At 41.2% G+C, this 26506-nt stretch carries 29 protein-coding genes and 1 other RNA gene; 25 read left to right on the top strand and 5 right to left on the bottom strand.

Annotation, left to right across the window (positions count from 1 at the left end):
• Nucleotides 1-185: 185 nt before the first annotated feature.
• The 12 genes from tmk to Hs30E_RS05990 all read left to right on the top strand — a co-directional run bounded on the left by tmk (nt 186) and on the right by Hs30E_RS05990 (nt 10225).
• Entirely contained in the window at nt 186-845 is a 660-nt protein-coding gene (tmk, locus tag Hs30E_RS06045; RefSeq protein ID WP_172208832.1) for a dTMP kinase, read from the top strand.
• The gene (locus Hs30E_RS06040) at nt 845-1705 is read left to right on the top strand and encodes a DNA polymerase III subunit delta' (RefSeq protein ID WP_172208830.1); all 861 of its coding nucleotides are present in this window, start codon (nt 845-847) and stop codon (nt 1703-1705) included. The genes tmk and Hs30E_RS06040 overlap by 1 nt, the downstream gene beginning before the upstream one ends.
• A gap of 15 nt (nt 1706-1720) precedes the next feature.
• Nucleotides 1721-2497, top strand: a complete 777-nt coding sequence (ricT, locus tag Hs30E_RS06035) for a PSP1 domain-containing protein (RefSeq protein WP_172208828.1) — start codon at nt 1721-1723, stop codon at nt 2495-2497.
• Nucleotides 2497-2832, top strand: coding sequence for an initiation control protein YabA (locus tag Hs30E_RS06030; protein ID WP_228462006.1), 336 nt, complete (start codon nt 2497-2499; stop codon nt 2830-2832). Before ricT ends, Hs30E_RS06030 begins: the two co-directional genes overlap by 1 nt.
• Nucleotides 2832-3692, top strand: coding sequence for a 16S rRNA (cytidine(1402)-2'-O)-methyltransferase (gene rsmI / locus Hs30E_RS06025; protein ID WP_172208838.1), 861 nt, complete (start codon nt 2832-2834; stop codon nt 3690-3692). The genes Hs30E_RS06030 and rsmI overlap by 1 nt, the downstream gene beginning before the upstream one ends.
• Before the next feature lie 123 nt (nt 3693-3815).
• On the top strand, nt 3816-4655 hold the full coding sequence (locus tag Hs30E_RS06020; protein WP_172208826.1) for a transporter substrate-binding domain-containing protein: 840 nt from the start codon (nt 3816-3818) through the stop codon (nt 4653-4655).
• Nucleotides 4656-4711: 56 nt separating this feature from the next.
• The gene (locus Hs30E_RS06015; RefSeq protein ID WP_172208824.1) at nt 4712-5146 is read left to right on the top strand and encodes a GNAT family N-acetyltransferase; all 435 of its coding nucleotides are present in this window, start codon (nt 4712-4714) and stop codon (nt 5144-5146) included.
• A gap of 184 nt (nt 5147-5330) precedes the next feature.
• Nucleotides 5331-6248, top strand: coding sequence for a glutathione S-transferase family protein (locus Hs30E_RS06010; RefSeq protein WP_172208822.1), 918 nt, complete (start codon nt 5331-5333; stop codon nt 6246-6248).
• 106 nt (nt 6249-6354) lie between these two features.
• Nucleotides 6355-7434 (top strand): iron-containing alcohol dehydrogenase, encoded by a 1080-nt coding sequence (locus Hs30E_RS06005; protein ID WP_172208820.1) that lies wholly within the window; start codon nt 6355-6357, stop codon nt 7432-7434.
• Between the two features lie 93 nt (nt 7435-7527).
• The gene (locus Hs30E_RS06000) at nt 7528-8376 is read left to right on the top strand and encodes a transporter substrate-binding domain-containing protein (RefSeq protein ID WP_172208818.1); all 849 of its coding nucleotides are present in this window, start codon (nt 7528-7530) and stop codon (nt 8374-8376) included.
• Between the two features lie 54 nt (nt 8377-8430).
• Entirely contained in the window at nt 8431-9507 is a 1077-nt protein-coding gene (gene hisC, locus Hs30E_RS05995; RefSeq protein ID WP_172208816.1) for a histidinol-phosphate transaminase, read from the top strand.
• 106 nt (nt 9508-9613) lie between these two features.
• Nucleotides 9614-10225 carry a superoxide dismutase gene (locus Hs30E_RS05990; protein WP_172208814.1) on the top strand — a complete coding sequence of 204 codons (612 nt, stop codon included), beginning with the start codon at nt 9614-9616 and terminating at the stop codon, nt 10223-10225.
• 196 nt (nt 10226-10421) lie between these two features.
• Here the strand turns inward: Hs30E_RS05990 and Hs30E_RS05985 are convergent, their stop codons facing one another.
• Together Hs30E_RS05985 and cysK are read right to left on the bottom strand one after the other, a co-directional pair.
• A complete protein-coding gene (locus Hs30E_RS05985) occupies nt 10422-10772 on the bottom strand; it encodes a hypothetical protein (RefSeq protein WP_172208812.1) in 351 nt (116 codons plus the stop codon).
• Between the two features lie 653 nt (nt 10773-11425).
• Nucleotides 11426-12352, bottom strand: a complete 927-nt coding sequence (gene cysK, locus Hs30E_RS05980) for a cysteine synthase A (RefSeq protein WP_172208810.1) — start codon at nt 12350-12352, stop codon at nt 11426-11428.
• Between the two features lie 105 nt (nt 12353-12457).
• Between cysK and Hs30E_RS05975 the strand changes: the two genes are divergently transcribed.
• From Hs30E_RS05975 to Hs30E_RS05945, 7 genes are all read left to right on the top strand, one after another.
• Nucleotides 12458-13441: a 4-hydroxy-3-methylbut-2-enyl diphosphate reductase gene (locus Hs30E_RS05975; protein WP_172208808.1), complete on the top strand. Its 984-nt coding sequence runs from the start codon at nt 12458-12460 to the stop codon at nt 13439-13441.
• Between the two features lie 209 nt (nt 13442-13650).
• Entirely contained in the window at nt 13651-14313 is a 663-nt protein-coding gene (locus tag Hs30E_RS05970; protein ID WP_172208806.1) for an MIP/aquaporin family protein, read from the top strand.
• Between the two features lie 81 nt (nt 14314-14394).
• On the top strand, nt 14395-15714 hold the full coding sequence (gene obgE / locus Hs30E_RS05965) for a GTPase ObgE (protein ID WP_172208804.1): 1320 nt from the start codon (nt 14395-14397) through the stop codon (nt 15712-15714).
• Nucleotides 15715-15739: 25 nt separating this feature from the next.
• Nucleotides 15740-15919, top strand: coding sequence for a hypothetical protein (locus Hs30E_RS05960; protein ID WP_172208802.1), 180 nt, complete (start codon nt 15740-15742; stop codon nt 15917-15919).
• A 41-nt stretch (nt 15920-15960) separates the two neighbouring features.
• A complete protein-coding gene (locus tag Hs30E_RS05955; protein WP_172208836.1) occupies nt 15961-16884 on the top strand; it encodes a PhoH family protein in 924 nt (307 codons plus the stop codon).
• Nucleotides 16885-16886: 2 nt separating this feature from the next.
• Nucleotides 16887-17378 (top strand): rRNA maturation RNase YbeY, encoded by a 492-nt coding sequence (gene ybeY, locus Hs30E_RS05950; RefSeq protein WP_172208800.1) that lies wholly within the window; start codon nt 16887-16889, stop codon nt 17376-17378.
• Nucleotides 17362-17763, top strand: a complete 402-nt coding sequence (locus tag Hs30E_RS05945) for a diacylglycerol kinase family protein (RefSeq protein WP_172208798.1) — start codon at nt 17362-17364, stop codon at nt 17761-17763. The genes ybeY and Hs30E_RS05945 overlap by 17 nt, the downstream gene beginning before the upstream one ends.
• On the opposite strand, the gene Hs30E_RS05940 is transcribed toward Hs30E_RS05945, so the two are convergent.
• Nucleotides 17760-18407, bottom strand: coding sequence for a ComFC family protein (locus Hs30E_RS05940; protein ID WP_172208796.1), 648 nt, complete (start codon nt 18405-18407; stop codon nt 17760-17762). The two genes, Hs30E_RS05945 and Hs30E_RS05940, sit on opposite strands and share 4 nt — an antisense overlap.
• A complete protein-coding gene (locus tag Hs30E_RS05935; RefSeq protein ID WP_172208794.1) occupies nt 18404-19678 on the bottom strand; it encodes an ATP-dependent helicase ComFA in 1275 nt (424 codons plus the stop codon). Before Hs30E_RS05935 ends, Hs30E_RS05940 begins: the two co-directional genes overlap by 4 nt.
• 43 nt (nt 19679-19721) lie before the next feature.
• Here Hs30E_RS05935 and Hs30E_RS05930 point away from each other — a divergent pair, with 43 nt between their 5' ends.
• The 3 genes from Hs30E_RS05930 to Hs30E_RS05920 all read left to right on the top strand — a co-directional run bounded on the left by Hs30E_RS05930 (nt 19722) and on the right by Hs30E_RS05920 (nt 21914).
• Complete coding sequence (locus Hs30E_RS05930; RefSeq protein WP_172208792.1) at nt 19722-20345, top strand: YigZ family protein; 624 nt, start codon at nt 19722-19724, stop codon at nt 20343-20345.
• A 51-nt stretch (nt 20346-20396) separates the two neighbouring features.
• Nucleotides 20397-20749, top strand: a transfer-messenger RNA (tmRNA) gene (ssrA, locus tag Hs30E_RS05925).
• Nucleotides 20750-20831: 82 nt separating this feature from the next.
• Entirely contained in the window at nt 20832-21914 is a 1083-nt protein-coding gene (locus Hs30E_RS05920; RefSeq protein WP_172208790.1) for a glycosyltransferase, read from the top strand.
• 55 nt (nt 21915-21969) lie between these two features.
• On the opposite strand, the gene Hs30E_RS05915 is transcribed toward Hs30E_RS05920, so the two are convergent.
• Entirely contained in the window at nt 21970-22413 is a 444-nt protein-coding gene (locus Hs30E_RS05915; protein WP_172208788.1) for a flavodoxin, read from the bottom strand.
• A gap of 193 nt (nt 22414-22606) precedes the next feature.
• On the opposite strand from Hs30E_RS05915, the gene Hs30E_RS05910 reads away from it, so the two are divergent.
• The 3 genes from Hs30E_RS05910 (at nt 22607) to Hs30E_RS05900 (ending at nt 25985) form a co-directional block, all read left to right on the top strand.
• Nucleotides 22607-24043 carry a discoidin domain-containing protein gene (locus tag Hs30E_RS05910; protein WP_172208786.1) on the top strand — a complete coding sequence of 479 codons (1437 nt, stop codon included), beginning with the start codon at nt 22607-22609 and terminating at the stop codon, nt 24041-24043.
• Between the two features lie 175 nt (nt 24044-24218).
• Nucleotides 24219-25073, top strand: coding sequence for a methionyl aminopeptidase (locus Hs30E_RS05905; RefSeq protein ID WP_172208784.1), 855 nt, complete (start codon nt 24219-24221; stop codon nt 25071-25073).
• Between the two features lie 57 nt (nt 25074-25130).
• A complete protein-coding gene (locus tag Hs30E_RS05900) occupies nt 25131-25985 on the top strand; it encodes a YihY/virulence factor BrkB family protein (RefSeq protein ID WP_228462005.1) in 855 nt (284 codons plus the stop codon).
• Nucleotides 25986-26506 lie beyond the last annotated feature (521 nt).

The raw sequence follows: 26506 nt of genomic DNA, 5'->3' as shown, positions 1-26506 counted from the left end.
TAACTTGATAACACGATACTTTTTCAATTCATTCACAGTGAGTAATATCCTTTTCATAAGTATTAGTTTAACATTTGGGACATTTTATGTTTCGACCTACTTAGGACATTATCACTTTCGAATGATACAAATTTTAGCTAAAAAATAATATATGATTTAAGACCAAAAAATGATATAATTTAAGAATGACTAAAAAGAAGTTCAAAGGAATTTTAATCACGTTAGAGGGACCTGAAGGTGCTGGAAAAACAACGATTTTAGAGAAAATTTTACCAGAATTACAAAAAAATGGCGTAGAAAATGGCGTAGAAATTTTGACGACGCGTGAACCTGGTGGTATTCGGATTGCTGAAAGCATTCGCGAGATTATCCTTGCGCCCGAAAATACGGCGATTGACGGCAAAACTGAGCTGTTGCTTTTTGCGGCGGCGCGTAGACAACATCTTAATGAGAAAGTTCGCCCAGCTTTGGCTGCGGGAAAAGTCGTGATTATCGACCGTTTTATTGATTCTTCGGTGGCATATCAAGGTTATGGGCGAGGAATTGATGTTTTGGATGTTGAGATGATTAACACCTTTGCAACGGACGGTTTGTTGCCTGATTTGACCCTTTATCTTGATGTGGCGGCGGAGATTGGGCTTGCGCGCGTGATGGCGGGCGAACGCGAGATAAATCGTTTGGATTTGGAGGCGCAAGAAATGCACGAAAAAGTGCGCAAGGGTTATAAGACCATTGCTTGCGCCAATCCTGAGCGTATCGTTCCGATTGATGCCTCAAAAGATGTTGAAGCGGTAGCACAAGATACTTTGGATGCGATTCATAATAAATTTCCGGAGATTTTTTGATGAACATTTCAGCCTTACAACCTGAGCTTTATGCTCGATTTTCCCATGTATTGGCAAGTGATAGACTGCACCATGCTTTCTTATTTTCGGGTAATTTTGGTGCTATGGAGATGGCTTTGTGGTTGGCACAGTCGCGTTTTTGTAGCAATTTGCAAAGCGGTTTGCCTTGTGGGAGTTGTCGGGAATGTCGGTTGGTTATAGACAACGATTTTACTGACTTGCATCTCGTGAAACCTGATGGACAGACGATAAAAACAGCGCAAATACGCGATTTATTGCTAACATTTTCACAGTCTGGTTTTGAGGGAAATCGGCAAGTCGTGATTATTGACGGTGCTGAAAAAATGCACGTCAACGCAGCAAATGCGCTTTTAAAATCAATTGAAGAACCTGAATCGGAAATCTACATTTTTCTTTTGACAGCGTCCGAAAATATGGTTTTGGAGACGATAAAATCGCGTTCACAAATCATCACTTTTCCACATCAAACAACCATTATTCAAAATTTTTTGGCGGAAAATGGCGTGCTGAAAACAGATGCACGGCTTATTTCAGAAATCGTTAGTTCGCTTGACGAGGCTAAAACATTATCTGAAGACCATTCTTTTTTGGAAAGTATCAAACAGCTAGAAAAATTTGCTAAAACACTTGAAATAAATGCAGACGAAGCTTTCTTACAAGTCATGTCGCTATCAGCGCTTTTCAAGGATAAATATGTACAGGCACTAGCATTCAAAATTCTTGCGATTTTATTTGTCAAAAAACGTCAAGCAAATTTGGCGCAAAAAGTTTTTACAGCGCAACGTTACTGGCGCTCAAACGTCAATTTTCAAGCAAGTTTGGAAAAAATCGTCTTATAAAAATAAGGAAAAAACATGAATTATGAAATAAAATTCGCACATAGCGAAGAAAATATATTTGTCACAAGTAATAGCAGTTATGCTGTTGCTGAGACTGTTATTATCAAGACTAACAAGGGCAAGATGATGGGCGAGATTGTGCGTGAGCTGACAGTGGCGTTAGAAATGGAGACGGACGGCTACGTTGTGGCGAGCGCTAATCTGCTAGATTATGAATTGGCTGAAAAGACGGCGCGTGATTCGGATGAAGCAAAAATGACTGTCAAAAAGTTGGTCAAATCGCATGAACTTGAGATGAAAGTCATTGAGGTTAAGTATACGCTTGATTATAAACGGTTATATATCAGTTTTACGGCGGAACATCGTGTTGATTTTCGTGCGCTATTAAAGGATTTGGCGGGAACTTTTAAGACACGAATTGAGTTGCGCCAAATCGGTTCACGTGATGTTGCCAAAATTTTCGGTGGTCTTGGTCCCTGTGGTCGGCCGCTTTGTTGTGCCGAATTTATGGGCGAATTTCCAAATGTTAGTATCAAAATGGCGAAAAATCAAGCGCTATCGCTCAATCAAGCCAAGCTCAATGGCTTGTGTGGTCGGCTCATGTGTTGTTTGACTTATGAGGATGAGTTTTACCGTCAAGCTCGTAAAAATTTTCCTGATTTTGGCGATAATGTGATGACAGCAGACGGTCAGGCGCGCGTGATTGGCATGAACATTTTGTCAAATACGGTCAAGGTTCGCCGTGAGAATGCCATTCGTGATTATCAACTTTCAGAAATCGAGGTGTCATAATGACTGAAAAAATGCCGTTTTTTGATAATTTGTCTGTACTCGAAGAGCAATTAGTTGCGACATTGACACAAGTCAACGATATTAAAAGTAATTACCAAAAAATAATGGCGGAGAATACTAGACTGAACTTGGAAAATGCGCGTTTGCGCGACCGTTTATCAGAAGTTTCTGAGCATGTGACAGAAAATAAAAATGAAAAATCAAGCAAAAAAGTTCCAATGTCAAATTTATTGAAAATCTATGAGGACGGTTTTCATGTTTGTCATGATTTTTACGGTCAGCGCTTGGAGGCGGGCGAAACTTGCCAATTTTGTGACGGGGTTTTGTACCGATGATGAATTTTCAGCAGAGTTTCAAAGGTGCAAAAACAGCGGGAACTTTGTTTTTAGTGCCAACGCCGATTGGTAATTTGGACGATATGACTTTTCGTGCGGTTAAAATTTTATTAGAAGTTGATTTGATTGCTGCCGAAGATACGCGCAACACGCAGAAATTACGGAATCATTTTGAAATTTCAACCCCGCAAGAAAGTTTTCATGAACATAATAGTTGGCTGAAAATTCCAAAAATGTTAGAACTTTTGCAATCGGGAAAAAACATTGCGCAGGTATCAGATGCTGGTTTGCCGTCAATTTCTGACCCTGGACACGATTTGGTCAAGGCTTGTATTGCTGAAAACATTGATGTGGTGGCATTGCCTGGTGCGAGTGCGGGGATTACAGCACTGATTGCCTCAGGAATTGCGCCTCAGCCTCACATTTTCTATGGTTTTTTGCCGCGGAAAAAGTCGGAGCAAGTGGCTTTCTTGACTGAAAAACGCGATTATCCTGAAAGTCAGATTTTTTACGAGTCGCCCCATCGTGTAGTGGCAACTTTGGAAAATCTACTTGCTGTTTATGGCAATCGTCAGCTGACATTTGTTCGTGAATTGACCAAGATTTATGAAGAATACCGTCGCGGGACGATTTCTGAGGTTATTTCATCAATTCAGGAAAATCCGATTAAAGGCGAATGTTTGCTGATTGTTGCGGGGTCGGATGAAGTGAAAGCTGATGACTTATCTGATTTGACTGATTTGGCAGCAGTCACGGCTTTGATTGCAATGGGTGAAAAGCCAAATGTTGCTATCAAAAAAGTAGCAAAAGACCGCGGTTTAGTCCGTCAGGAACTCTATCAGGCTTTTCATGATTTATAAAATAAAACAATGGTAGTCTTTCTGTTTTTATTTTCAGAATGCCGTCATAAGATTTTTAAAAGTCAGATTTGAGTTGACTGTGCTAAAATTGAGGATAATTGATGAAAAAGAGGCATTTAAAATATGAGATTGAAAAAGATTTTAGGACTTGCGAGTCTTGGCTTCCTAAGTGTTGCACTTTTGACGGCTTGCAGTAGTGATAAAAATTCAGACACGAAAACTGCTGAAGAAAAAGTCACAAAAGTGACAGTAGCACAGACTGCTGACTCAAAACCTTATACCTACAAGGATGGCGATACTTTGACGGGGTTTGATATTGAGGTGTTGAAGGCGATTGATAAAGCCTTGGTTGGTTATGAATTTGACTATAAGGTTGTTGAAGCACAGTCGATTTTAACGGATATTGATGCGGGTCGTGCAAAAATTGGTGCGGATAATTTTGGTAAAACGCCTGAGCGTGAGGAAAAATATCTCTTTACTTATCCGATTTCACAAAATGTCAATGCGATTTTCTCAAGTACGAAAAATAATTTTAAATCAATCGGCGATTTGGTTGGTAAAACAACTGAAATTCCAACTGGTACTAATTATGGTGCGATTTTTGAGGCTTGGAATAAAGCCAATCCTGACAAGAAAATTGATGTCAAGTATTCTGAACGTCCACTCGCTGATCGTTTGGCAGCCGTTGAGGCAGGACAGATTGACTTTCTTTTTGCCAGTGCTTCGGCAGCAGGGAATCTTGCCAAGGAACATAAGCTCACAGTTGCAAGTAATGTCCCAGATTTGACAGATTATCCAACTTTTGCGACTTTTGAATATTTCATTATTGACGATCAAAGTGTTGCGTTACAAAAGGCGATTGATCAGGAAATCAAAAAACTTGCAGAGGACGGCACATTAAAAAAATTATCGGAAGAATTTTATGGGGCTGATTTTGTGCCAGCAGCGAATGAATATAAATAACGTTTGAGTGTAAAAAACCAGATGCTTTTTTACAGAGATAAGAAAGGAATAAACTGATGACAATCACTTATGAAATAACAGATGAACATGTTGATTATGCGGCTGTTGCAGCGCTTATGCGGGAGGTTGAAATTTCTAGTCTTAGCACGGAGCTTGTCGAAAAATCGTTCAAAAATAGTCTGTATAAAGTTTTTGCTTTTGATGAAAAAGGGCAATTGGTTGCGTGTGGTCGGGCGCTATCTGACGGTGTTTTGCAAGGAAATATCTATAATATTGCTGTCTCGCCAACCCAACAGGGAAAAGGGCTTGGCAAGGCAATTATCCAAAATTTATTAGTGCAACTTGACGGACAAATCGTGACTTTATATACACATCCTAAAACGTTCAGCTACTATGAGCAGCTAGGTTTCTCAAATCTTAAGACAGGTTTCATCCGATTTTTGCCTGATGAAAAACAGTGGTTTGTGGATGAGGGATTTATTGATAAATGATGAGAATGGCGCAAGAAAAGGGAATTTAAAAATGAAGGTCAGCTGATTGATTAGCTGGCTTTTTTGTTTTGTATTGTCTAATAACCCCGCCATAGAAAATAACAATGGCGGAGTTTTAATTTATAAAAAATAAGAAAATAATTTTTATGAGAAAATAGTTTTAGACTAATTTGGGGAGGTTGCTATGGCAGTTGCATTTAGCGAAGATAAAAACGAGATAACAAAAGACGGTAGTTTTAACCGTCAAAAGAATTATTTTACAGGTGTTTTAGGTGGCGAGGCATTTCCAGCTGAAGTTGGTCGTTATCGCTTGATTTGGGGGGAGATTTGCCCTTGGAGTCACAGAATTGCGATTTTGCGTCGATTGCTGGGTTTGGAAGATGTTATTAGTGAGGGTAAGGTTTATCCTGTACGCACGGAAAAAGGTTGGCGCTTTTCGCTTGATGAGGGCAATCGTGATCCTGTGCTTGGCATTGAGTACTTGGCTGAGATTTATGAGCAGACTGACCCCAACTATACTGGTCGAGCGACGATTCCAACGATTGTTGATTTAAAAACAAAGAAAGTTATTAGTAATGATTATCACAATCTGACAACGCAGATTGAGACAAATTTCACTGCTTTTATCGCAGCTGAGGCGCCTGAACTTTATCCTGAAAACTTGCGTGCTGAGATTGACGACTTGAACGATATTTTGTTCCATGAAGTCAACAATGCTGTTTACAAGGCAGGATTTGCCAAGTCGCAAGAGGCTTATGAGAAAAATTATCATCTGCTTTTCAATCGTCTTGACCAGCTCGAGGAACGTCTAGCTAATCGCCGATTCTTGTTTGGCGACAACTTGACAGACAGTGACCTCCGTCTTTATGTGACTTTGGCGCGCTTTGATGTGGCGTATTACTCGATTTTTCGTACCAATCGCAATCGTTTGATAGATTTTCCAAATCTTTGGCGCTATGCGAAAGACTTGTACCGTATCCCTGCATTTCGCGAAACGACAAACTTTCAGTCTATCAAAATGGGCTATTCTCTGGGCAATCATGCTGAAAATCCACGTAACTTGTTAGCGTTAGGACCAGATATGAGCATTTGGGATAAATAAGTTGCCATTAAATTTTTAAAATGTCGGCATAAAAAATATGAATTATCGCATGTTACACGATATGTGATAATATATTATACGTCAATAAATTGAAAAAGGGGATGTCGTGACAACATTTACAGTACCTAAAACCTATGAAAATAAGCTTGGCATTATAAAGGAAGTGGGTGTCTATGCTAGGCAGCTCGGTGCTAAGAAAGCGCTGATATTTGGTGGTGTGACAGCACTTGCTAAAACCAAAGAAACGATTGCGGCGAGTTTAGCCAAACACAAAATCTATGCAACTTTTGAAGTTTTGACAGGTTTTCCAACACTCGAAAGGGCAGAAAGTTATGCCGAAAAAATCAAATCAGAAGACTATGATTTGGTTATTGGGGTTGGTGGTGGTCGTGCCATTGACCAAGCCAAATCAGCGAGTGCGCTTGCTGAGGTCGAGCTGATAACAATTCCGACGATTGCGGCGACTTGTGCGGCGTGGGCGGCGGTCGCGATTTTGTATGATGAAAATGGTGCTTTCGTTCAGCCTTTTTTTCACAAAATTGGACCGCGCGTGATTCTCGTTGACCCAGAACTCATCTTTTCTGCACCGAATCGCTATGTTTATGCTGGAGCGATTGACACGCTTGCCAAACTCTATGAAATTTCGCCATATTTGGCACTTGAAAAAGCGGATACGACTTTCCAAATCATGGTTGATTTGTCACAGTTGGCGTTTGATAACTTGGTCAATTTTACGCAAACGGCATTGAATGAGGCGGAAAATGGCGTTTATGGTGAAGCTGCTCGCTTGGTGCTAGATGCGATTATCTATCTGGCAGGTTTGACTGGCAGTTTCCAAACAGGGCGCTTGTATCAGGGGCTGGGTCATCCATTTTACAATGCGGCGACACATTTTCCAGAGACACACGTGCTTTTGCATGGCGAACTCGTCGGCTTTGGTTTACTCTTGCAAGATGAAGTACAAGGCAAGTTGACAGATGAAAAGCTCAAACTTTTTACAACGTTTGACAATGCGTTCAGTTTGGCAGATTTTGGGTTCAATGATGAAAAGGCGGCAGACTTATCAGCGCTCATCATTGAGCAATTCGGTGAGATTTATGCTGAATTACCATTGACCCAAGACAAGGAAGTCTTGACCCGAGCAATCATCTCAACAAGTCGCCGGATTGAAGCCTTAAGAAAATAAAAAAACATGATGCTGAAAAGCGATGCGCCGAGTAACCGCAGGTGCAACCTTTCCTAGAAAGTTTGCTTGAAGTTCAAATAAAGGAAGAAGAATATGAAAAAATTTAAGAAATTAACTTTAGGTGTTTTAACACTTGCAACCCTTGCCTTGGTTGTGACTGCTTGTGGCAAAGACAGTAGTAATAAAGCTGACGGTGACAAGAAAAAAGAAACGGTTGTTGTCGGAACGGGGGCTTATCCTAAACCTTATACTTATGTTGATGATAAAGACGGTGAGTTAAAAGGCTTTGACATTGACTTGTTGAAAGACATCTACAAAGATAACGATGATTACGAAGTTAAATTTGAGAAAACAGAATTTGCGACGGTTCTTTCAGGTTTGGATGCTGATCGTTATCAAATCGGAGCAAATGCTTTTGCTAAAACGGCTGATCGTGAAGAAAAATATTACTTCTCAGACCCAATTTACAGAAATCCTTTGGCTTTAATCGTACCAGAAGATTCCGACATCAAGAGTTTTGCGGACATTGCTGGCAAAACAACTGAGGGCGAAGCGGCGGTCAGCTATACCGTGATTATCGAGCAGTACAATAAAACGCATGAGAAAAATCCAGTTAAACTCAACTATACTGAATTAGACCAAATTCAACAGTTTGGCGATGTTGAGTCTGGTAAAATTGACTTTAAACTGGAGAGCGCTATCATTGCCAATGCACAAGTCAAAGCGCACGGTTTGAAACTGAAAGTTATCGAGATTCCTGCTGAGGAAGTCAAGGAACGTTCAGCCTTTTCATTCTACATTTTCCCGAAAACACCAGCTGGCGAAAAAACGCGCGATTTTGTCAACAAGCGTATTCAGGCACTTTATGATGATGGTGCTATCGAAAAATTAAGCCAAGAATATTTTGACGGCGATTATGCTGTTGATCCTAGCACAAAATAATTGGTATGTAAGTAGCTTTGACTAGCTACTTTTTGCCGTTCTACTGGAGACTATATGATAAAAATAAAACAAGCATTGTCAGCCTATGAAACCAAATACGTCAAACGCGAACTCCCACCACTTGCTGGGACACAAAAAGTCACACAACTTGATCGCAATGAAAATAATTATGGCCCGTCAACTCAAGTCAAACAAGCGATTATTGATGAAATGCCAAATATATCGCAATATACGGATGTTGCGGCGCAACCTTTGCGTGGGAAAATCGCTGATTCTTTTGGTGTTGAAACTGACCAAATCATTATTACTAACGGTTCGTTCGAGTTGATTAGTCTGATTGCAAGTGTCTATCAAAATGCGGGACACACTGCCATTACTTGTGTGCCAACTTTTGATTGGTATCGTGTTGCGACTTCGATCAATGGTGGCAAGCTGATTGAATTACCCTTGACAGCAAGTCATGGCTTTGACCTTGCGGGTATTTTGGCTACGATAACAGCTGAAACGGATATTATTTGGCTATGCAATCCAAATAACCCGACTGGAACTTACTTATCACATGCTGAAATTTCAGCGTTTTTAGATAAGGTACCTGATGATATATTGGTCGTACTTGATGAGGCTTATATTGAGTACATGACGGTTGAAGTTGCAGATAGTATTGCCCTTATAAAAAATCATGAGAATCTTATTTTACTGAGAACCTTTTCAAAAATTCATGGTTTGGCTTCGCTTCGTGTGGGATATGGCATTTCAAATCAAGAAATTATCAATCAATTATTTGGCTTGAAAGTCCCACCAAATATGAATCGATTGAGTGTACAAGCCGCTACCGCAAGTTTGGCAGATAAGGAAAATATTACCAAAATTGCTAAACTAAATGAGAAACAACGCGATTATTTCTACCAAGAACTTGACAAACGCAGCTTAAACTATATTAAATCACAAGCGAATTTTATCTTCGTTGATTTTGGTTACGATGTTGCAGAACTTGTTAATAGCCTCAAAAACAAAGGAATTTTAGTCCGAGGAGGTGCAGAATACGGCTATCCAAATTGGTTACGCATTACGATTGGCAAAGCAAAAGAAAATCAGCTCTTGTTTGAGAAGTTGGATGAGCTATTCAGCTAATCAAAACAAATTTTTATAAGCAGATTATTAGGTAAATACAGCATTTTACGCTAAAATGAAGTTGTAAACAAATAATTTAACGACTAACATTTAAGGAGGCTTTATCATGACTTACACTTTACCTGAACTCCCATACGCCTACGATGCGCTTGAACCATTTTTCGACGAAGCGACGATGAAACTCCATCACGACAAGCATCATGCGACTTATGTGGCGAACCTGAACGCTGCTATTGATAAACACCCTGACTTGGCTGAGAAATCGGCGCTTGAGCTAGTTAAAAATTTGGCGACTGTGCCTGACGACATTCGTGTAGCTGTGCAAAACAACGGTGGCGGTCATATCAACCATAGCTTTTTCTGGGAAATTCTTGCGCCAAATGCAGGTGGTGAGCCGACTGGTGCTGTTGCTGAGGCGATTACAGCAACTTTTGGCAGTTTCGACGCTTTCAAAGAAGCATTTAAAACTGCTGCCACAGGTCGTTTTGGTAGCGGTTGGGCATGGTTGGTTGTGACTGAAAATGGCGAGCTAAAAGTGACATCAACAGCTAATCAAGACAATCCAATCTCACATGGCGAAACACCTATTCTTGGACTGGACGTTTGGGAACATGCTTACTATCTCAAATATCACAATGTTCGTCCCGATTATATTGCAGCTTTCTTTGAACTTGTGAACTGGGATAAGGTCAATGAACTCTATGCAACTGTCAAATAATATAACAAAAAGACTATCAAATTGCGGTGGTCTTTTTGTTATATTATTTTTCTCATAAAATATAAAATAAATGAGAAATTGTGGTGTTGGTAATAATAACAACGATTGCACCACTTGCTTGCCTTATAGTAAATCTGGTAAAACGAAAAATGACCTTTCTAAATTGACGTATTTTTTATAATTAACGTTCTTTGTTTTATTCTGCTTTGCCAACTAAAACTTGTTTGTCGCCTGTTTCGATAAATTTGTCAATGATGACAATTGAGAGAATGGCTGCAATTGTCAGATAAATGATGATAACTGCATTACCTTGAAAAGGTGGTAAGTTAAGCAGAACATTAGTCGTAGATTCTGAAGTTTCAAGTCCATTAACCAAAATTGTATTAAACCCTGTATAGGTGTTGAAAAAAGTATTGATATAAGCAAGCATATAGAACATGCCAAGGCTCAGTAGAACTTGTGTGGGGAGTTGCGCAGAAGTTGGTAGGTAGGAAGTAATCCAGTAGATGATGAGCGTGAGGAAGTGTCCAAAGAAGGAATAAGACAAAGAAAACAAAGTAGAAAGTTAGGAATGTCGCGTTTGTTGGGTTTTGAAAGAGTGTTTCTCTAAGCTTGGGAAAATTGAGTAGACTAGCGTAGGTAAGCAACGATAGTGACAGGATAGAAGCGCTCATAACTAATGTATTGCAGACTAGGAATGCAGCATAAAGTTTGGCAGATGAAATTGGGAGCAAGCGATATTTTTTCATTTGCCAACAAGAGATAGTGAGTTCGATGGCAGTAATATAGATTAAAAATATCACACTAATTATTAGAAAACCGGATTGGCTAAATTCCTGAAAGGTAAACCACTTAAATGGCAAGGGGACAAACGTGGATAAGCTACCTAATGTCAACGTCCCAACTAATAAACCAAGAAAAAGTTTAAGATGGTGGAGTTGGTCATAGAAAAATTCTATTATTAGATTTTTAAATTCTTTCATATCTAGCCAACGGCTAAGTGGTAAAGCGCTTAGATAGTTGAAAGCACTGTTTTCCAGTGACCGATATGGGCAACAGACTTGCTCTCAGTCAAACGACGAAGTGACGAATCTAGTCGAAAGTGTTTTGATTTTATAGCGAACTGAGTATAGTCTATAAACAACAAAAAAGCCGCCAAATGAGACGATTTTTCTGTTCTTATAAAAAGTGGCAAGTTCCTTATTCACCAAAATCATAGAGGAAAGTTGAGAGATAACGTTCGCCATTGTCAGGTGCAAGCGCTAAAACTTTTTTACCTTTGCCGAGTTTTTTAGCGACTTGTTTGGCAGCATAAACGGCAGCACCACCTGAAACGCCGAGCAAGAAACCTTCTTGCCCTCCGATAGCACGACCAGTTGCGATAGCGTTGTCAGAAGAAACCCGCACGATTTCATCATAGGCCTTGGTATCAAGTGTACCAGGTACGAAACCAGCGGAAATGCCTTGGATTTTGTGAGGGCCAGCTTTTTCGCCAGACAAAACAGCTGACTCGTCAGCCTCAACAACAACGATGTCAATATTTGGATTAGCTTTTTTGAGGACGTGTGACACACCAGAAATTGTGCCACCAGTACCTGCACCAGCAACGAAAGCATCAAGACCATTTTCGCCGAATGTTGCGAGAATTTCAGGACCAGTGGTTTCTTCGTGAATGCGTGGATTAGCGGGATTTTCAAATTGTAATGGTAAGAAGTAGCCATTTTCTTCTGCTAATTCTTTGGCTTTGGCAATGGCAGCGCCCATGCCACCAGCAGCAGGTGTGAGGACGAGTTCTGCACCATAGGCTTGAATCAGACGACGACGCTCAATTGAGAAAGTCTCAGGTAAGACGATAACGACTTTATAACCAAGCGCAGCGCCGACGAATGCAAGACCAATACCCGTATTACCAGAAGTCGGCTCAACGATTGTCCCACCAGGTTTGAGTGAGCCGTCAGCCTCAGCAGCACGAATCATATTGAGCGCGATACGATCTTTGACAGAACCGCCAGGATTGAAAGCCTCAAGCTTGACATAAACGTCCGCCGAATCAGCATCGACGTTACGCAATTTAACGATCGGTGTCGCACCGATAAGTTCTGTAATATTTTCGTAAATTTTTGACATGCAAGTGTCCTCCAAAAAGTTAAGTAATTGAGCTATAATATAAGTATAGCGCTATAAATTAAAGGCGGTAATATCAAAAAATGAACTCGGGTATTAAAAAATTTTATGAAGATCAAACATATCACGCCTATGGGCTATTGTTACGGCGTTATTGATGCGATGGTTATCGCTAAAAATGTTGCCAAAAGTCCAGATTTGCCGCGCCCGATTTACATTTTGGGCATGATTGTGCATAATCATCACGTGACCGAGAGTTTTGAGAAAATTGGTGTGCAAACGATTGACGGTGAGAATCGGCTGGCGATTTTGGAGGAGATTGACCATGGGACTGTGATTTTTACAGCGCATGGTATTTCTGATGCCGTGAGGGCGCGAGCCGCTGAAAAAGGGTTGACGGTGGTTGACGCATCTTGTCCAGACGTTCTGATTACGCATGAAATCATAAAAAAACGTCTGGCGGCTGACTATGAGATTCTTTATATTGGCAAAAAAGGTCATCCAGAACCCGAAGGTGTACTCGGTATCAAGCCGCAGAAAATTCATCTTCTATCGACTGTTGCGGACGTGGCCAGCCTCAATCTGACGGGGAAGATTTTCATGACCAATCAAACGACCATGAGTATGTGGGATGTTGCAGATATTATGCGTGCTGTTAAGGCAAAATTTCCACAAGTCGTTGCACATAGTGACATCTGTCAAGCGACAAATGAACGCCAGCGCGCCGTGGCGGAGCAGGCTGTGGGCTGTGATTTGACGATTGTTGTCGGTGATCCGCGTTCCAACAATACTAATCGACTGGCAGAAGTTTCGCGTGAGCAAGCAGGCGTTTTAGCCTATCGCGTGGCAGATGTTTCAGAAATTCAACCTGAATGGTTTGAGCATGTTGACAATGTTGCTGTAACTGCGGGCGCATCAACGCCTACGGCGATTGTGCGAGAAGTCATTGATTATTTGACACATTTTGACGGAAAAAAAGCTGAAAGTAAGGTTACTTATGAAGAAATTGTGCCAAGAGGTGCGGCGCGTGATTTGACACGAAAGCGTGAGAAACGGTTGGAGAAATTGCGGCAATCGGCTTTTGATTGCTGAATACATCTGATGTTGAAATAACTGTAAAAGGTGTTTTCTTAGGAAGAGGAGACGTCTTTTTTATAAAATAAATTTTTTTCTGTATATTTCTTGAAAATTTTCATGATTTATGTTATAATTGTTTTTTAACTTAATAAAAATACTTATAGTGAGTGTGAGAAGATTTCTCAAAAAACATTATAAAGTTATTTAAAGGGAGGATTTATTTTATGGAAAATTTTAAAAAAGCTTTGGCTGAAGTTATCGGAACTTTCGTTCTGGTTTTTATCGGGACAAGTTCGGCTGTCATTGCGGGTGAGCAAATCGGTCATCTCGGTATTGCTTTGGCATTTGGCTTGACGATTGTTGCAGCCGCTTACTCTATCGGGACAGTTTCGGGTGCGCATCTCAATCCAGCAGTGTCGTTTGCGATGTTTATCAACAAACGTTTATCAGCGATTGAATTTGTTTGGTATGTTTTGGCACAAATTATTGGCGCTTTCCTCGGGTCATTTGCGCTTAAAACGATTGCGACAGATAAGGGTGCAGAGGGTCTCGGTGCTAATGCTTTAAATGGCATTTCAACGGGAACTGGTTTTCTTGTTGAAGCAATTCTGACTTTTATCTTTGTGCTTGTGATTGTTACTGTGACATCAAATACCAAAGGCAATGCTAAATTGGCAGGACTTGTTATTGGTTTGACGTTGACAATGGTACACTTGGTGGGAATTCCATTGACTGGTACTTCTGTCAATCCAGCTCGGAGTATTGCGCCTGCTCTTTTGAGCGGTGGTGCGCCAGTTGACCAACTTTGGCTTTTCATCCTAGCGCCATTGGTGGGAGGTCTCATTGCTGCACTTGTCGGCAAATACCTACTTGATACTGAGAACTGAGAAAGATTTGACAAAGCGTGAGCAATAGCTCGCGTTTTTTGGTATAATGGAAACAACTATAAAGAAAATCAAGGTGACAACATGTCAATGTTTTTAGATACAGCGCGAATTGAAGTGAAAGCGGGCAAGGGTGGCGACGGTGCTGTTTCTTTCCGTCGGGAAAAATATGTGCCAGACGGAGGTCCTGCGGGTGGCGACGGTGGTCGTGGTGGCGATGTCATTTTTATCGTGGACGAGGGGCTACGCACGCTCATGGATTTCCGCTACAACCGTCATTTTAAGGCAAAGCCTGGCGAAAAAGGGATGAATAAAGGCATGCACGGTCGTGGATCGGAGGATTTGATTGTCAAAGTACCGCAAGGGACGACGGTCAAGGAGTTCGAGACGGACAAAGTTTTGGTTGATTTGCTTGCGCCTAGGCAGACTTTTACGGTGGCACATGGTGGTCGTGGCGGACGTGGTAATATTCGCTTTGCGACGGCAAGAAATCCAGCACCAGAAATCGCTGAAAATGGGGAGCCGGGAGAAGAACGGACACTCTTATTAGAACTTCGCGTGTTGGCAGATGTCGGTTTGGTTGGCTTTCCGTCGGTTGGCAAGTCAACGCTTTTAAGTGTGATTTCAAATGCGCGTCCGAAAATTGGCGCTTACCATTTCACAACGCTTGTTCCCAACATTGGTATGGTGCGCGTTGGGGATGGTGAGAGTTTTGTTGTGGCGGATATGCCGGGATTGATTGAGGGGGCAAGTCAGGGTGTTGGACTTGGCACGCAGTTCTTGCGGCATATTGAGCGGACACGCGTACTTTTGCACGTTATTGATATGAGTGGTATGGAGGGTCGCGACCCTTATGATGACTATGTTGCGATAAATGACGAGCTTGAGGGCTATAATCTTCGGCTAATGGAGCGTCCGCAGATTATTGTTGCCAATAAAATGGATATGCCCGATGCGCAAGAAAATTTGGCAGAATTTAAGGAAAAATTGTTGGCAACTTATGACGAGTTTGAAGATAAACCACAAGTTTTCCCAATTTCAAGCATTTCGCGTCAAGGTTTGCAAAATTTACTAGAGGCGACAGCTGAATTGTTAGGCGAAACGCCTGAGTTTCCACTCTATGATGAGACCGATTTTGCAGATGAGAACAAGGAGGCTTACTATGGCTTTGATGAAGGTGCGCGCGATTATGAAATTTCGCGTGATGATGATGCCTCTTGGATTCTTAGTGGTGAGAAACTTGAAAAACTCTTTACCATGACGAATTTTGATCATGATGAATCAGTCAATAAATTTGCCCGTCAACTGCGTGGTATGGGGATTGACGAAGATTTGCGTGGTCGCGGTGCCAAGGACGGCGATATTGTTCGGATTGGGAATTTTGAGTTTGAATTTGTGGATTAGGCTGAAATATTGAAAGGTAAATAAAATGGGATTCAAAATCATCGGCAATCGTGATGCGGATGGCAATTTTATTGCTTCTGCGGATGCTTGGCCGCCTGAAAAAATTGCAGAATTATTTGACCGTTTCAATCCGAATCGTCAATTACGATTGGAACGTGAGAAATTAGCAAAAGAAGAAAATAAGAAAGAAGATAAGGCTATTTGAACTCTGTTGAAATCAAATTAAATCATCCTGATGATGGCGCTATGCTTTTTGGTGCGCAAGAAAAACACCTCAAATATTTGGAAGAGGCGATTGGTGTGACCATTCATTTTCGGAGTGAAGTGGTACAGATTGTGTCCGATTCTGATGAGAAGAACGAGCTGACTAGGCTTGCCTTACAGGCGTTACTGGTGCTTGTGTCTCGGGGGCAGTCTGTCAATACACCCGATGTCGTGACTGCTTTAACCATGGCGCAAAATGGCGAAATTGATAAATTTATCGCGCTTTATGAAGAAGAAATTACCAAAGATAGCAACGGCAAGCCGATTCGCGTGAAGACGCTGGGGCAAAAGATTTACGTCGACGAGATTTTGCATCATGATATTACTTTTGGTATTGGTCCTGCGGGGACGGGCAAGACTTATCTGGCGGTCGTTCTTGCGACAACGGCGCTTCGGCGCGGTCAGGTCAAGCGGATTATTGTCACGCGACCTGCTGTCGAGGCTGGCGAAAATCTCGGCTTTCTGCCTGGCGATTTGCAGGAAAAAGTCGACCCTTATCTGCGTCCGATTTATGATGCTTTGTACAATGTTCTAGGCAAGGTAACAGTTGAACGCATGCTTGAACGCGGGACGATAGAAATCGCACCTCTAGCTTATATGCGTGGGCGGACTTTGGATGATGCTTTTGTCATTTTGGACGAGGCGCAAAACACCACCACCATGCAGATGAAAATGTTTCTGACACGGCTTGGCTTTAACTCGAAAATGGTCATCAACGGCGATGTTAGTCAGATTGATTTGCCAAGTCGGACGAAATCAGGCTTGATTGATGCCAAGGACAAATTAGCAACGATCAAGCAAGTTTCTTTTGTCTATTTTTCGGCAAAAGATGTTGTGCGACATCCTGTTGTTGCTGAGATTATTCGGGCTTATGAGAATGATGAGGCTGATGAAAGGAAAAGCTAACCATGTATATCGAAATAACAGACAAAACAGGCAAGGTATCTGAAGAACTACAACAAGAAACAGTTAAATTGCTGAATTTTGCGGCGGGGTTTATCCATTTGCCTGATAATAAGGAAATGGCGGTTACTTATGTGACCAATGATGAGATTCAAGCAATCAATCGCGATTATCGGGGCAAGGATGTGCCGACTGATGTGGTCAGTTTGGAGTACGAACCAGAAACAATTGCTTTTGATGATGACTTTGATATGCCTGAGGCATTGCGTGAAGAATTAGCAGATTTTGATAGTTTTATTGGCGAACTCTACATTTCTATCGAAAAAGCGCAGGAGCAGGCCGATAATTATGGACATAGTTATGCGCGTGAAATGGGCTTTTTAGCGGTGCATGGTTTTTTGCATATCAATGGTTATGATCATATGGTGCTTGAAGATGAGAAAGTGATGTTTGCCTTACAGGAAGAGATTTTGACAGCTTATGGACTTACGAGATAAAAATTCCCCCCAAAAATGGAAAAATCCTAATGTTTTCGCCTCGCTTGAATTTGCACGAACTGGGATTGCAACGGCATTTCGTGAAGAACCCAACATGCGAAAACATGGTTTTAGTGCGGTTTTGGCAATTATTTGTGGTCTTGTTTTTCGCATTTCAAAAATGGAATGGTTGTTTTTATTACTTGCTATATTTTTAGTCATTTTTGCTGAAATGATGAACTCGGCGATTGAAAATGTTGTTGATTTGGCGAGTGATTATCACTTTTCAATGTTGGCGAAAAATGCCAAGGATATGGCGGCGGGGGCAGTTTTATTCATTTCTGGCTATGCTGTCATTGTCGGTTTGCTCATCTTTTTGCCAAAAATATGGGCGCTGATTTTCTAACGAAATAATGAGAAAGTGGAGACGTTGGCGCAGCCAGCGTTTTTTAATAAGCTAATGGCATGTCGTAAAGTCGTGCCTGTGGTGTAGATGTCGTCGAAAATGACAAGTTTTTCGGGTATGTGACACGCATTTTTAAGTGTAAAAGGATTCTCAGACGACAGGCGTTCGGCGCGCGTTTTATGAGATTGATGTGCTGTTTCGTTTTTAGTTAGTATATCAAGATAGGGGAGCTTGGCGCTGTTTAGAAAGCCGGTGAGCTGATTGAAACCACGTGTTTGTAAACGTTCGGCAGAGACGGGAATCGGCACGATAATTTGATTTTTGAGTGTTGTCGCAAGCTTTGTATCAAAAGCTGACCGCAATCTAAAATCGCCGTTGAATTTGTAAGTCTGAAAATAGGCTTTGGCAAAATTGTTGTAGTGGAAAATCGCTCGGTGGGGTGTTTGTTCAGAGCGTTCAGCACATTCTGAACAAACACCGTCAATTTCAGGTTTGTAGCAAATTTGGCAATGTTGGTCAGAAATGAGTTCAAATTGCGCAAAACAAGTCTGGCAAATCGTTTCATGATTGACTTGAGATAAGAAAATGTCAGAGAATTTGACGGTTGGTGTGAGTGTGTTATGGCAGAGTAGGCAAGTGGTCATGAGAAACCTCCGAGTTTGTTCATCTGGCGAATTTCTGCAATCGCGCGCGTGATGTCTTGTGTCAAACCTGTGTGAAAAAAATAGACGAGACCTGTTGGACGCTCTGGACTTCGACCTGCGCGACCAGCGATTTGTATCAGACTGGATTTAGTGAAAAGTCTGTGGTGCGCATTGACGACAAAAACGTCAACTTTTGGAAAAGTGACACCACGTTCTAAAATAGTGGTGGAGACCAAAATGCTCAATTTTCCTTGTCTGAACTCTTCAATAATATCAGCTCGATTTTCGGTGGTTGAGGCAACAAAGCCTATCTGTTCGTCAGGAAAGTGCCTAGTTAAGCGTTCTGAGAACGATTGCCCAAAAGCAATCACGGGCGCAAAAATGAGCAGTGGAAAGCCAGTTTTCCGCTGTTTTTTGAGATGTCGACAGATGATTTTTTCACTATCACTGAAAAATGTTTGTGGCACGACAAGTGGATTGCCATGGAAACGGCGAGAGAGCGCAACTTTGGTCAGCTCGCCAGATTTGACCAGTTTATCAAGTTTGTCAGTCGAAGTTGCGGTCAGATAAATCAGTGTGGACGTGATTTTTCGGGCATGTTCAGCCGCAAAATAGAGGGCATCATTATCAGCAAAAGGAAAGGCATCCACCTCGTCAATAATCAGCAAGTCGAAAGCTTCGCGGAAACGTAGCAGTTGGTGGGTCGTCGAAATCACGAGTGGGGTGCGAAAATAGGGCTCAGAATCTGCATGTAAAAGCGAAATCTTGACCGAAAAATCATGTGATAGACGTGTAAAAAGCTCGCGTGCAACATCGGTTCTGGGTGTGGCAATGCCGACCGCTCCGCCAACTGAAATCGCTTTGGCAACAGCAGCGTAAATCATCTCTGTTTTGCCAGCGCCTGTGACGGCATGCACCAAAATTTGCGTTTTTTCAGCAACGGCACGGACGAGTTCGGCTGATATTTCAGCTTGATAAGGGGTCAGTGTGCCTGTCCAAAGCAAAGGGGTGCAGACTGGAAAAATCTGCTGTGGCAGATGATAGAGAAATTCGTCAGAGCGCACTCGCCCGAGATTAAGGCATTCGGGGCAGAAGTAAGCAGGAATTTCTAGTTTGACTTCATCAAGTAGAGAAGTTGTGCCACAGCGATTACAAGTCGCATGTTTGCCATTTACTACCATGCCAGTGAGTTGTTCAACATTTTCGGGGAGTTTTGCGCCATTTTGCGCCAATTCTTGTCGAGTTTGGATACGACCAAATAAAGTTTCCATACTTATATATACGTATTTTAGTTTAAAATGTTACAATAAAATTATGAACAAAACGATAAAAACAGATGTCATATTTGAAGAAGAAATCAAAAAGTCACGCTTTATTTGCCAACTCAAGCGTGTTTATACGGAGGATGAGGCGCGTGCCTTTATCGCGGCGGTCAAAAAACAGCATCACAAGGCCAATCACAATGTTTCCGCCTTTACGATTGGCGACAATCAAGAGATTCAGCGCTCGTCTGATGACGGCGAGCCGTCTGGCACAGCGGGTATTCCTATGCTTGAAATTCTCAAAAAGCGTGAGCTGATTAACGTTGCAGCGGTCGTGACACGTTATTTTGGCGGGATCAAACTTGGCGCTGGTGGTCTGATTCGGGCGTATGCGGGGAGTGTCAACCATGCGATTGACACGGTTGGACTGGTTGCGATTGTCGAGCAGACACAGGTCGATTTGCGCCTAGATTATGGGCTTTTTGATCAGGTTAGTAGGTATCTGACACGTGCAGGTATCGCTATCGCGAACTCTGAGTTTACGTCAGACGTGCTAGTCACTGTTTTTGTAGCTAGTGATACCGTTGCACAACTGAAGTCAGAATTAACAGAGCTATGCCATGGCAAGCTTACCATGGCCGAAGGCGACAAAAAACTTGTGGAAATTGAGATTTGATGATATAATGAAGTTGTGGGGATTACTTGCTAAATTCCTATATAATAACACGGGGTTGTTCTGGATTCGACAGGTGTTGTCGCGTATGAGCTGCGATTGGTGAGGCGTCACCATAAACCGCCGCAGATAAATATAACTGCTAAAAATACACAAACTTACGCAGTAGCTGCCTAAACAACAGTCTGCGTGCCTGATTTTTGCTCGCCTATGGTGATTTGAGGGCCTAATTTAGTAGGATACGATTTGGCGGTGTTTCGACGTCAAAGCAGAGATTTAGAAACTCGCAAGCTGACTTTGTTCGAGGATTGTCTCGTCAGTTTGCTAGATTTAGACAGTCCCTATGATTGTAGACGCTGATATAGCAAGGCATTTGGACGTGGGTTCGACTCCCACCAGCTCCATTTCATAAAAGCAGAAAGCCTACAAAATGCTTTCTGTTTTTTGCATTTTAGTTCTTAAAAACTATCTTATCTAGGAGATATTACCATGACAAATTGGATTACACGCCTAAATGGCGCGGCAAACAAAGAAAAAACGGCATCTGGTTTTATTGCTAACCATGATGCGGCAGAATCGGCCAAGGAAATTGGTTTTTCGCATATCAATTATTTCAGATATAACGGTAAGGAAGAGTCAAACGATGCGCTCAATGCGCGTCTGGACGGGATTCTTGCGGCGGTTCGTCCTGGGGATACGATTGTTTATCAGTATCCGATGTGGCAGATTGACCTTAAATTTGAGATGCGTTTTTTGGCGAAACTTCGTCGTAAACCAGGTGCTAAAATTATTGCGCTAGTTTGGGATATTTTATCTTGGTTGCATGATGATCGCGACCGTGATTATACTGGCGATTGGTCGCTCAAGGCGCTCAATGAATTTGATTTGGTAATTTGTGCCAACCCCAAAATGGCGCAACGTCTCAAAACGCAAGGTGGTGTGAAAAAACCGATTTTGTCTTGGGATTTGTCTGATTCACGTTATGACGGTCCTTTGCGTGCCAAGTCTTTTCAAAAGAAATTATACTTTGTTGGACGTTTGGATAAGTCTGATTTCTCACAATACAAGGCGCAGACTAAAATGGCGCTGATTGGTGGCATGGGACCGAAATCTGAACCTTTATCTGATGCCGTTCTCAATCAAGAAAATCTGATTTTCCATGGTGAATTGCCAAATGATGAGATTCCTTACATGTTTGACGGTGGTTTTGGTGTTATCAATTATGCGACTGAAAATTTGGATAATGCCTTTTTTAAAGGCAATGGCACCTATGGTCAATACAATAATCCTTTGAAATTGTCACAATATTTGGCTGGAGGTATTCCAGTTATTGTCGCATCAAATTCAGCGCATGCTGATTTTGTTCGAGAAAAAAATATTGGTCTGGTTTTGGACGACCTTAACAAGATTGACGATATTTTAGACAAGATGACAGTGGCAGATTATCAAAAAATGTTGGATGCTGTAAAGCCTTTCCAAGAAGCTGTCAGCACAGGTTTCTTTACAAAACGTGCTTTAATGGAGGCGCTTAGAATTACGCAACTTGGCTTGGCTGACAATTTGGTTGACTGACACTTAAAAATAAGCGCCGATTTCAAGGCTGAAATCGGCGCTTATTATTTTTAGTTTATCCTAACGCTTTAACAAGTGTTTCGGCAAAGTTTTCGAGTTTAACGATGTCATCTTCTTCAGCAGCCAAGTCAACTTTGACATTTTCAGCGCCTTTTTCAGCAGAAGTTTTTGCAAATGCAGCATCGAAATCATCAACAGATTTGCAAAATTCATCATAGAAAGTGTCGCCAGAACCAACAACACCATAAATTTTTCCTGAGAGATCCAAATCTTGGAGGTCATCGTAAAAATCAACAATTTCATCAGGCAACTCGCCGTCACCATAGGTATAAGTTGCAACGATTGTGAGGTCTGCATCTTCAAGATCAGTGGCATCAACCGTCGTGCATTCATCAATGTCAACGTCGAGACCGAGACTCTCGAGTTTTTCCGCCACGATGTTGGCGATTTCTTCAGTGTTACCAGTATAGCTGGCGTAGACGATTTTTGCTAAAGCCATAGTTTTTCTCCATGTATAAGTTGATATAAACGCAAATAACCGTGAAAATCAGACAGAGAATTGAGCTAGTTTTGCTAACTCAATTCTTGTATTAATCCTAGGCTGACTTGCGAATATTTTGATAATAATGAAATTATACCAAATTAAACAAGAAAATCAAGTATTCAACGCTTTTATTTGATATAATATATTTATGAGAAAAACGCAAAAGTATATTGTTGCCTTTCGGACACATATGTGGTCAGATACGATTCAGGAAATTTTTGATAGTTTGATTGAGGTACTTGATTTCAATCTTTGGGAACTTGTGATTTTGACGGACGAGACAAACGGTATTATTTCAACACCTGATGGTATTGAAAAAGTTTCGCATACCGCAGATTTGTCGGCGTTCGACTTGCCAGATATTCCGCTTGGTCAGTCGCTTTGGCGCAATGGTGATTATGCGATGCAACCGCTTGTGCAAGCAATTCAGGCACCTGCCTACATTATCCTTGAAAACGACACGTTGGTGCGTGGCACGACCCTTTTTGCTGAGCTGGCTGATTTTTTTGACCATGGTGGAGAGGTTGTCACGAGTAAGTTTTATCACGTGAGTCGTAAGCATTGGAACGCTAGGACGGCGAAAGGTGAGGTTTTGCCAGGAGATTTGGCTCAAGCGCATGTTTGGCTTTGGGGGACGACTCGTGAAACGGCAGCATTATTGCTCAAAGAACGCCAAGAAATGGTGCAGCGCTCAGACGGAACGCCTAGCCAGTGGCCAGTAGATGAGATTTTTCTTGGCAACATGATTCTTAAGCACAATCTAAAAATATACGATGTCAACGCGGCTGATAACATCAAAACAGATTATTTGGATTATCGTCCTGCCTATTCTTTACTTGATAGTAATATTTGGAAAGGCAATCAATTGGTGCATCCGGCTGTTTCACAAGCCAGTATTTTTACTAAATATGCCAAGGAATACAACTGGTTTTTAAAAGCTGACGGCTGGGAATTTGCTCAAGGGACACAAGTTTTTCGTAGTATGATGTTAAGTCATCTTGACGGTAGTAATCAAGGTGTTTACAATGCTGTTATCCGCAATATGTATCATGATAAACGTGATGTGTTAGGCTTTTCTAAACTAGCTATTAAGCATGGCTTGACTTATGATAATCAGCTTGATTTTGCCAATTTAGCTCTCCATAAACCAGTAGCGAGCAGTCTGACTTTTAGCACTATTACAGAGCAGTTTGCTCAAGCTGAAAGTGCAGTTGATGGTAATTTGGATACGGATAAATATCGTTTCGGTGGTTTTGCTAGTCGGTGGGATAACAAACCTTGGTGGCAAATTGATTTGGAAGTCGAGATGGCAATCTCGCAACTTAAACTTTACCATCGTGAGGGTTATTTTGAACGAACAAAGGCGATTGACGTTGAAGTGTCATCAGACGGTGAAACATTTGTCAAAATTGCTGAGTTGCGAGAGATTGTTTTTACAAAAGTCGAGACAACACGCAATCGGCAAGGCTACGCTTTTCTTAAAACGGTGAATTTGTCGCCAATCACGACCCGTTTTGTCAGATTGACCAATGTTTCGGATGACGCGGTGATATTTAATCTGAATCAAGTGGAGATTTATGAATGAATTAGCAGTTGACCTATTTTCCATAAATTGCTAAGTAAATGGGGGAGTCGCACTTGAGTGAGATATGGAAAAATTGAGCTGATTTTGATGCAATTGAATTAAAAGTATCAATACCAAGAAATAAACTAATAAAAGATTAAGAGAAATTTAACAAAAATAGAAACAGGAATTAATTATGATTACATTAAAATCGCAACGCGAAATCGAGATGATGCAGGATGCTTCAAATGTGCTTGCGGCTATTCATATCGGCTTGCGTGATATGATTAAACCAGGCATTGATATGTGGGAAATTGAGCGCTATGCCCGAAAAATTTGTAAGGAACGCAATGCAATCCCACTCCAAATTGGTGTTGACGAGGGAAATGTCAATCCTTTTCCTTATGCGACTTGTTGTTGTCTTAATGATGAGGTGGCGCACGCTTTTCCGCGGAAAGGGCATATTCTCAAAAATGGCGATTTGATTAAGGTTGATATGGTTATTGGTACAGGTGGTGGTATTGACATGACCAAGGTAAATTTTGACGACGGTATGGCAATGAAAGCAATCGCTGAGAAATTTACAGGTGGTGTGGCAGATTCTTGTTGGGCGTATGCGGTTGGCGATGTGTCAGATGAGGTTAAACAGCTCATGGCTGTCACTAAGGAATGCCTTTATCGTGGCATTGCACAGGCGCAAGTTGGTAATCGTCTGGGCGATATTGGCGCGGCGATTCAAGATTATGCTGAAAGTTTTGGCTACGGTGTTGTTCGCGATTTGGTCGGTCATGGTGTGGGACCAACTATGCACGAAGAGCCGCTTGTACCACATTATGGTGTAAAAGGTAAAGGTTTGCGCTTGCGTGAGGGCATGGTTTTGACGATTGAGCCGATGATTAACATTGGTGGTTGGGAGATTGATCATCCAAGCAATGAACGTGGCTATACAACCCTTGATGGTAGCCTTTCTTGCCAATATGAACACCAGTTTGTCGTGACTAAAAAAGGGCCTATTATTTTGACCAGTCAAGGTGAAGAAGGCACTTATTAAGTGGCTATGAAAAAGCTATTTACAAGAATTAAAAATTCCAGTCGGCTGCATTATTTTATGGTTTTTTATAAATCGGCTGAGATGAATTTATCTAGCATTGCAGTGGCGTATTATTTGCTTTTATCACTGTTTCCGCTGCTTATGATTATGGCAAATATCTTACCATTTCTACATCTCAATACGTCAGAAATTCTTGACTTGCTAAAAGATAATCTGCCCAAGCAACTTTATGAAACCTTGGCGAGTATTGTCAGGGCAGTTTTGTCGCAGCCAAGCACAGGTTTACTTTCAGTGTCGGTTTTGGCAGGATTTTGGACCTTTTCAAAAGCAATGACGAGCTTGCAAATGGCAATGAATAAAGCCTATGAGGTCAGCAATCATAGAGATTTTTTAGTCAGTCAATTTTTCTCGATTTTGGCAAGTTTTGCGATTATTGTTTTTCTATTTATTGCCGTTATGCTATCAACTTTTGGTCAGACGGTATTGGCTAAGATTTATCAACGTGTTAAATTTAATGCCAGTCTTTATACAACTTTGCATAATATGACGATACCTGCCGTTGCAATAACAGTTTTTGCGGCACTTGCTTTGTTGTATTTTATCATGCCAAATGTTAAAATTCGCAAGCTCAAGTACGTCATGCCAGGAACTATTTTCTCAACTTTTGTTCTTGTTTTTCTGAGTAATATTCTCGGAAAATATATCGGTCGAACGACAGAAACAATGCAAGATTTTAAAATTGTTGGGAGTGTTGTTATTTTTGCGCTCATGTTATGGTTTATTTTTATTGCCAAAGTGCTGATTTATGGGGCGATTTTAAATGCTGTTTATCTGAAAAAAGCACACGGTAGCATTGAAACACGGCGTGGTGAAATTGTTGAGATTATTAAAAATGTCAATCGACAAAAATAAGCTGAAAACCATCTACCTTGCCATCACGGGCGTTTCATAAATTTAATTTTTCTGGAATATACATGTAAGTTGTCGATTTAATTTTTAGTTAATCTATTTTAAAAGTTATTTTCGTAGAAATATTTTGAAATACGAAAGTTATTGATTATATTTTGAAATATTTTTGAAAAAACAAGTGACTTTTCATGGATTTTCCGTTAAAAAACAACTCTTCGTAAAAGATTCCGAAAATTATGTTTTAGATTAAACTTATGAAACGCCCGTGCCTTGCCATAAGTAAAGGTGGTCAAACTTCCTAATTTTATGCTATAATAGACTTCTCCCAAAAATAAAAAAATTTGTTATACTATAGTCATGAACTATGAATCCCTCACGAAACTCAGCGATAGTCATTTTAAACGTCCAACCTTTGAATCTATGAGCAGTCTTCTTAAGACCGCTTATCATGAAAAACATAACCGTCGAGGTCGTCACAGTAAATTATCAGTTGAAGATATGCTTTTCTTATCCCTCAATTATCT

Source organism: Pseudolactococcus hodotermopsidis, assembly GCF_011170085.1.
Lineage (GTDB): Bacteria > Bacillota > Bacilli > Lactobacillales > Streptococcaceae > Pseudolactococcus > Pseudolactococcus hodotermopsidis.
Note: the sequence above shows the minus strand (reverse complement) of the source record. Positions and strands in the feature narration are given on the sequence as shown.

Bases quoted from the DNA above. Each gene is read 5' to 3' on its own strand.
- Hs30E_RS05930 (WP_172208792.1), top strand. From the start codon at position 19,722: ATGAACAAAACGATAAAAACAGATGTCATATTTGAAGAAGAAATCAAA.
- Hs30E_RS05960 (WP_172208802.1), top strand. From the start codon at position 15,740: ATGGGATTCAAAATCATCGGCAATCGTGATGCGGATGGCAATTTTATT.
- Hs30E_RS05935 (WP_172208794.1), bottom strand. From the start codon at position 19,678: ATGGAAACTTTATTTGGTCGTATCCAAACTCGACAAGAATTGGCGCAA.
- Hs30E_RS05940 (WP_172208796.1), bottom strand. From the start codon at position 18,407: ATGACCACTTGCCTACTCTGCCATAACACACTCACACCAACCGTCAAA.
- Hs30E_RS06020 (WP_172208826.1), top strand. From the start codon at position 3,816: ATGAGATTGAAAAAGATTTTAGGACTTGCGAGTCTTGGCTTCCTAAGT.
- Hs30E_RS06030 (WP_228462006.1), top strand. From the start codon at position 2,497: ATGACTGAAAAAATGCCGTTTTTTGATAATTTGTCTGTACTCGAAGAG.
- rsmI (WP_172208838.1), top strand. From the start codon at position 2,832: ATGAATTTTCAGCAGAGTTTCAAAGGTGCAAAAACAGCGGGAACTTTG.
- Hs30E_RS05920 (WP_172208790.1), top strand. From the start codon at position 20,832: ATGACAAATTGGATTACACGCCTAAATGGCGCGGCAAACAAAGAAAAA.
- Hs30E_RS05955 (WP_172208836.1), top strand. From the start codon at position 15,961: ATGCTTTTTGGTGCGCAAGAAAAACACCTCAAATATTTGGAAGAGGCG.
- Hs30E_RS05910 (WP_172208786.1), top strand. From the start codon at position 22,607: ATGAGAAAAACGCAAAAGTATATTGTTGCCTTTCGGACACATATGTGG.
- obgE (WP_172208804.1), top strand. From the start codon at position 14,395: ATGTCAATGTTTTTAGATACAGCGCGAATTGAAGTGAAAGCGGGCAAG.
- Hs30E_RS05945 (WP_172208798.1), top strand. From the start codon at position 17,362: ATGGACTTACGAGATAAAAATTCCCCCCAAAAATGGAAAAATCCTAAT.
- ybeY (WP_172208800.1), top strand. From the start codon at position 16,887: ATGTATATCGAAATAACAGACAAAACAGGCAAGGTATCTGAAGAACTA.
- Hs30E_RS06000 (WP_172208818.1), top strand. From the start codon at position 7,528: ATGAAAAAATTTAAGAAATTAACTTTAGGTGTTTTAACACTTGCAACC.
- Hs30E_RS06015 (WP_172208824.1), top strand. From the start codon at position 4,712: ATGACAATCACTTATGAAATAACAGATGAACATGTTGATTATGCGGCT.
- ricT (WP_172208828.1), top strand. From the start codon at position 1,721: ATGAATTATGAAATAAAATTCGCACATAGCGAAGAAAATATATTTGTC.
- tmk (WP_172208832.1), top strand. From the start codon at position 186: ATGACTAAAAAGAAGTTCAAAGGAATTTTAATCACGTTAGAGGGACCT.
- Hs30E_RS05905 (WP_172208784.1), top strand. From the start codon at position 24,219: ATGATTACATTAAAATCGCAACGCGAAATCGAGATGATGCAGGATGCT.
- Hs30E_RS05900 (WP_228462005.1), top strand. From the start codon at position 25,131: ATGGTTTTTTATAAATCGGCTGAGATGAATTTATCTAGCATTGCAGTG.
- Hs30E_RS05915 (WP_172208788.1), bottom strand. From the start codon at position 22,413: ATGGCTTTAGCAAAAATCGTCTACGCCAGCTATACTGGTAACACTGAA.
- Hs30E_RS05990 (WP_172208814.1), top strand. From the start codon at position 9,614: ATGACTTACACTTTACCTGAACTCCCATACGCCTACGATGCGCTTGAA.
- Hs30E_RS06010 (WP_172208822.1), top strand. From the start codon at position 5,331: ATGGCAGTTGCATTTAGCGAAGATAAAAACGAGATAACAAAAGACGGT.
- Hs30E_RS05975 (WP_172208808.1), top strand. From the start codon at position 12,458: ATGAAGATCAAACATATCACGCCTATGGGCTATTGTTACGGCGTTATT.
- Hs30E_RS05970 (WP_172208806.1), top strand. From the start codon at position 13,651: ATGGAAAATTTTAAAAAAGCTTTGGCTGAAGTTATCGGAACTTTCGTT.
- Hs30E_RS06040 (WP_172208830.1), top strand. From the start codon at position 845: ATGAACATTTCAGCCTTACAACCTGAGCTTTATGCTCGATTTTCCCAT.
- cysK (WP_172208810.1), bottom strand. From the start codon at position 12,352: ATGTCAAAAATTTACGAAAATATTACAGAACTTATCGGTGCGACACCG.
- hisC (WP_172208816.1), top strand. From the start codon at position 8,431: ATGATAAAAATAAAACAAGCATTGTCAGCCTATGAAACCAAATACGTC.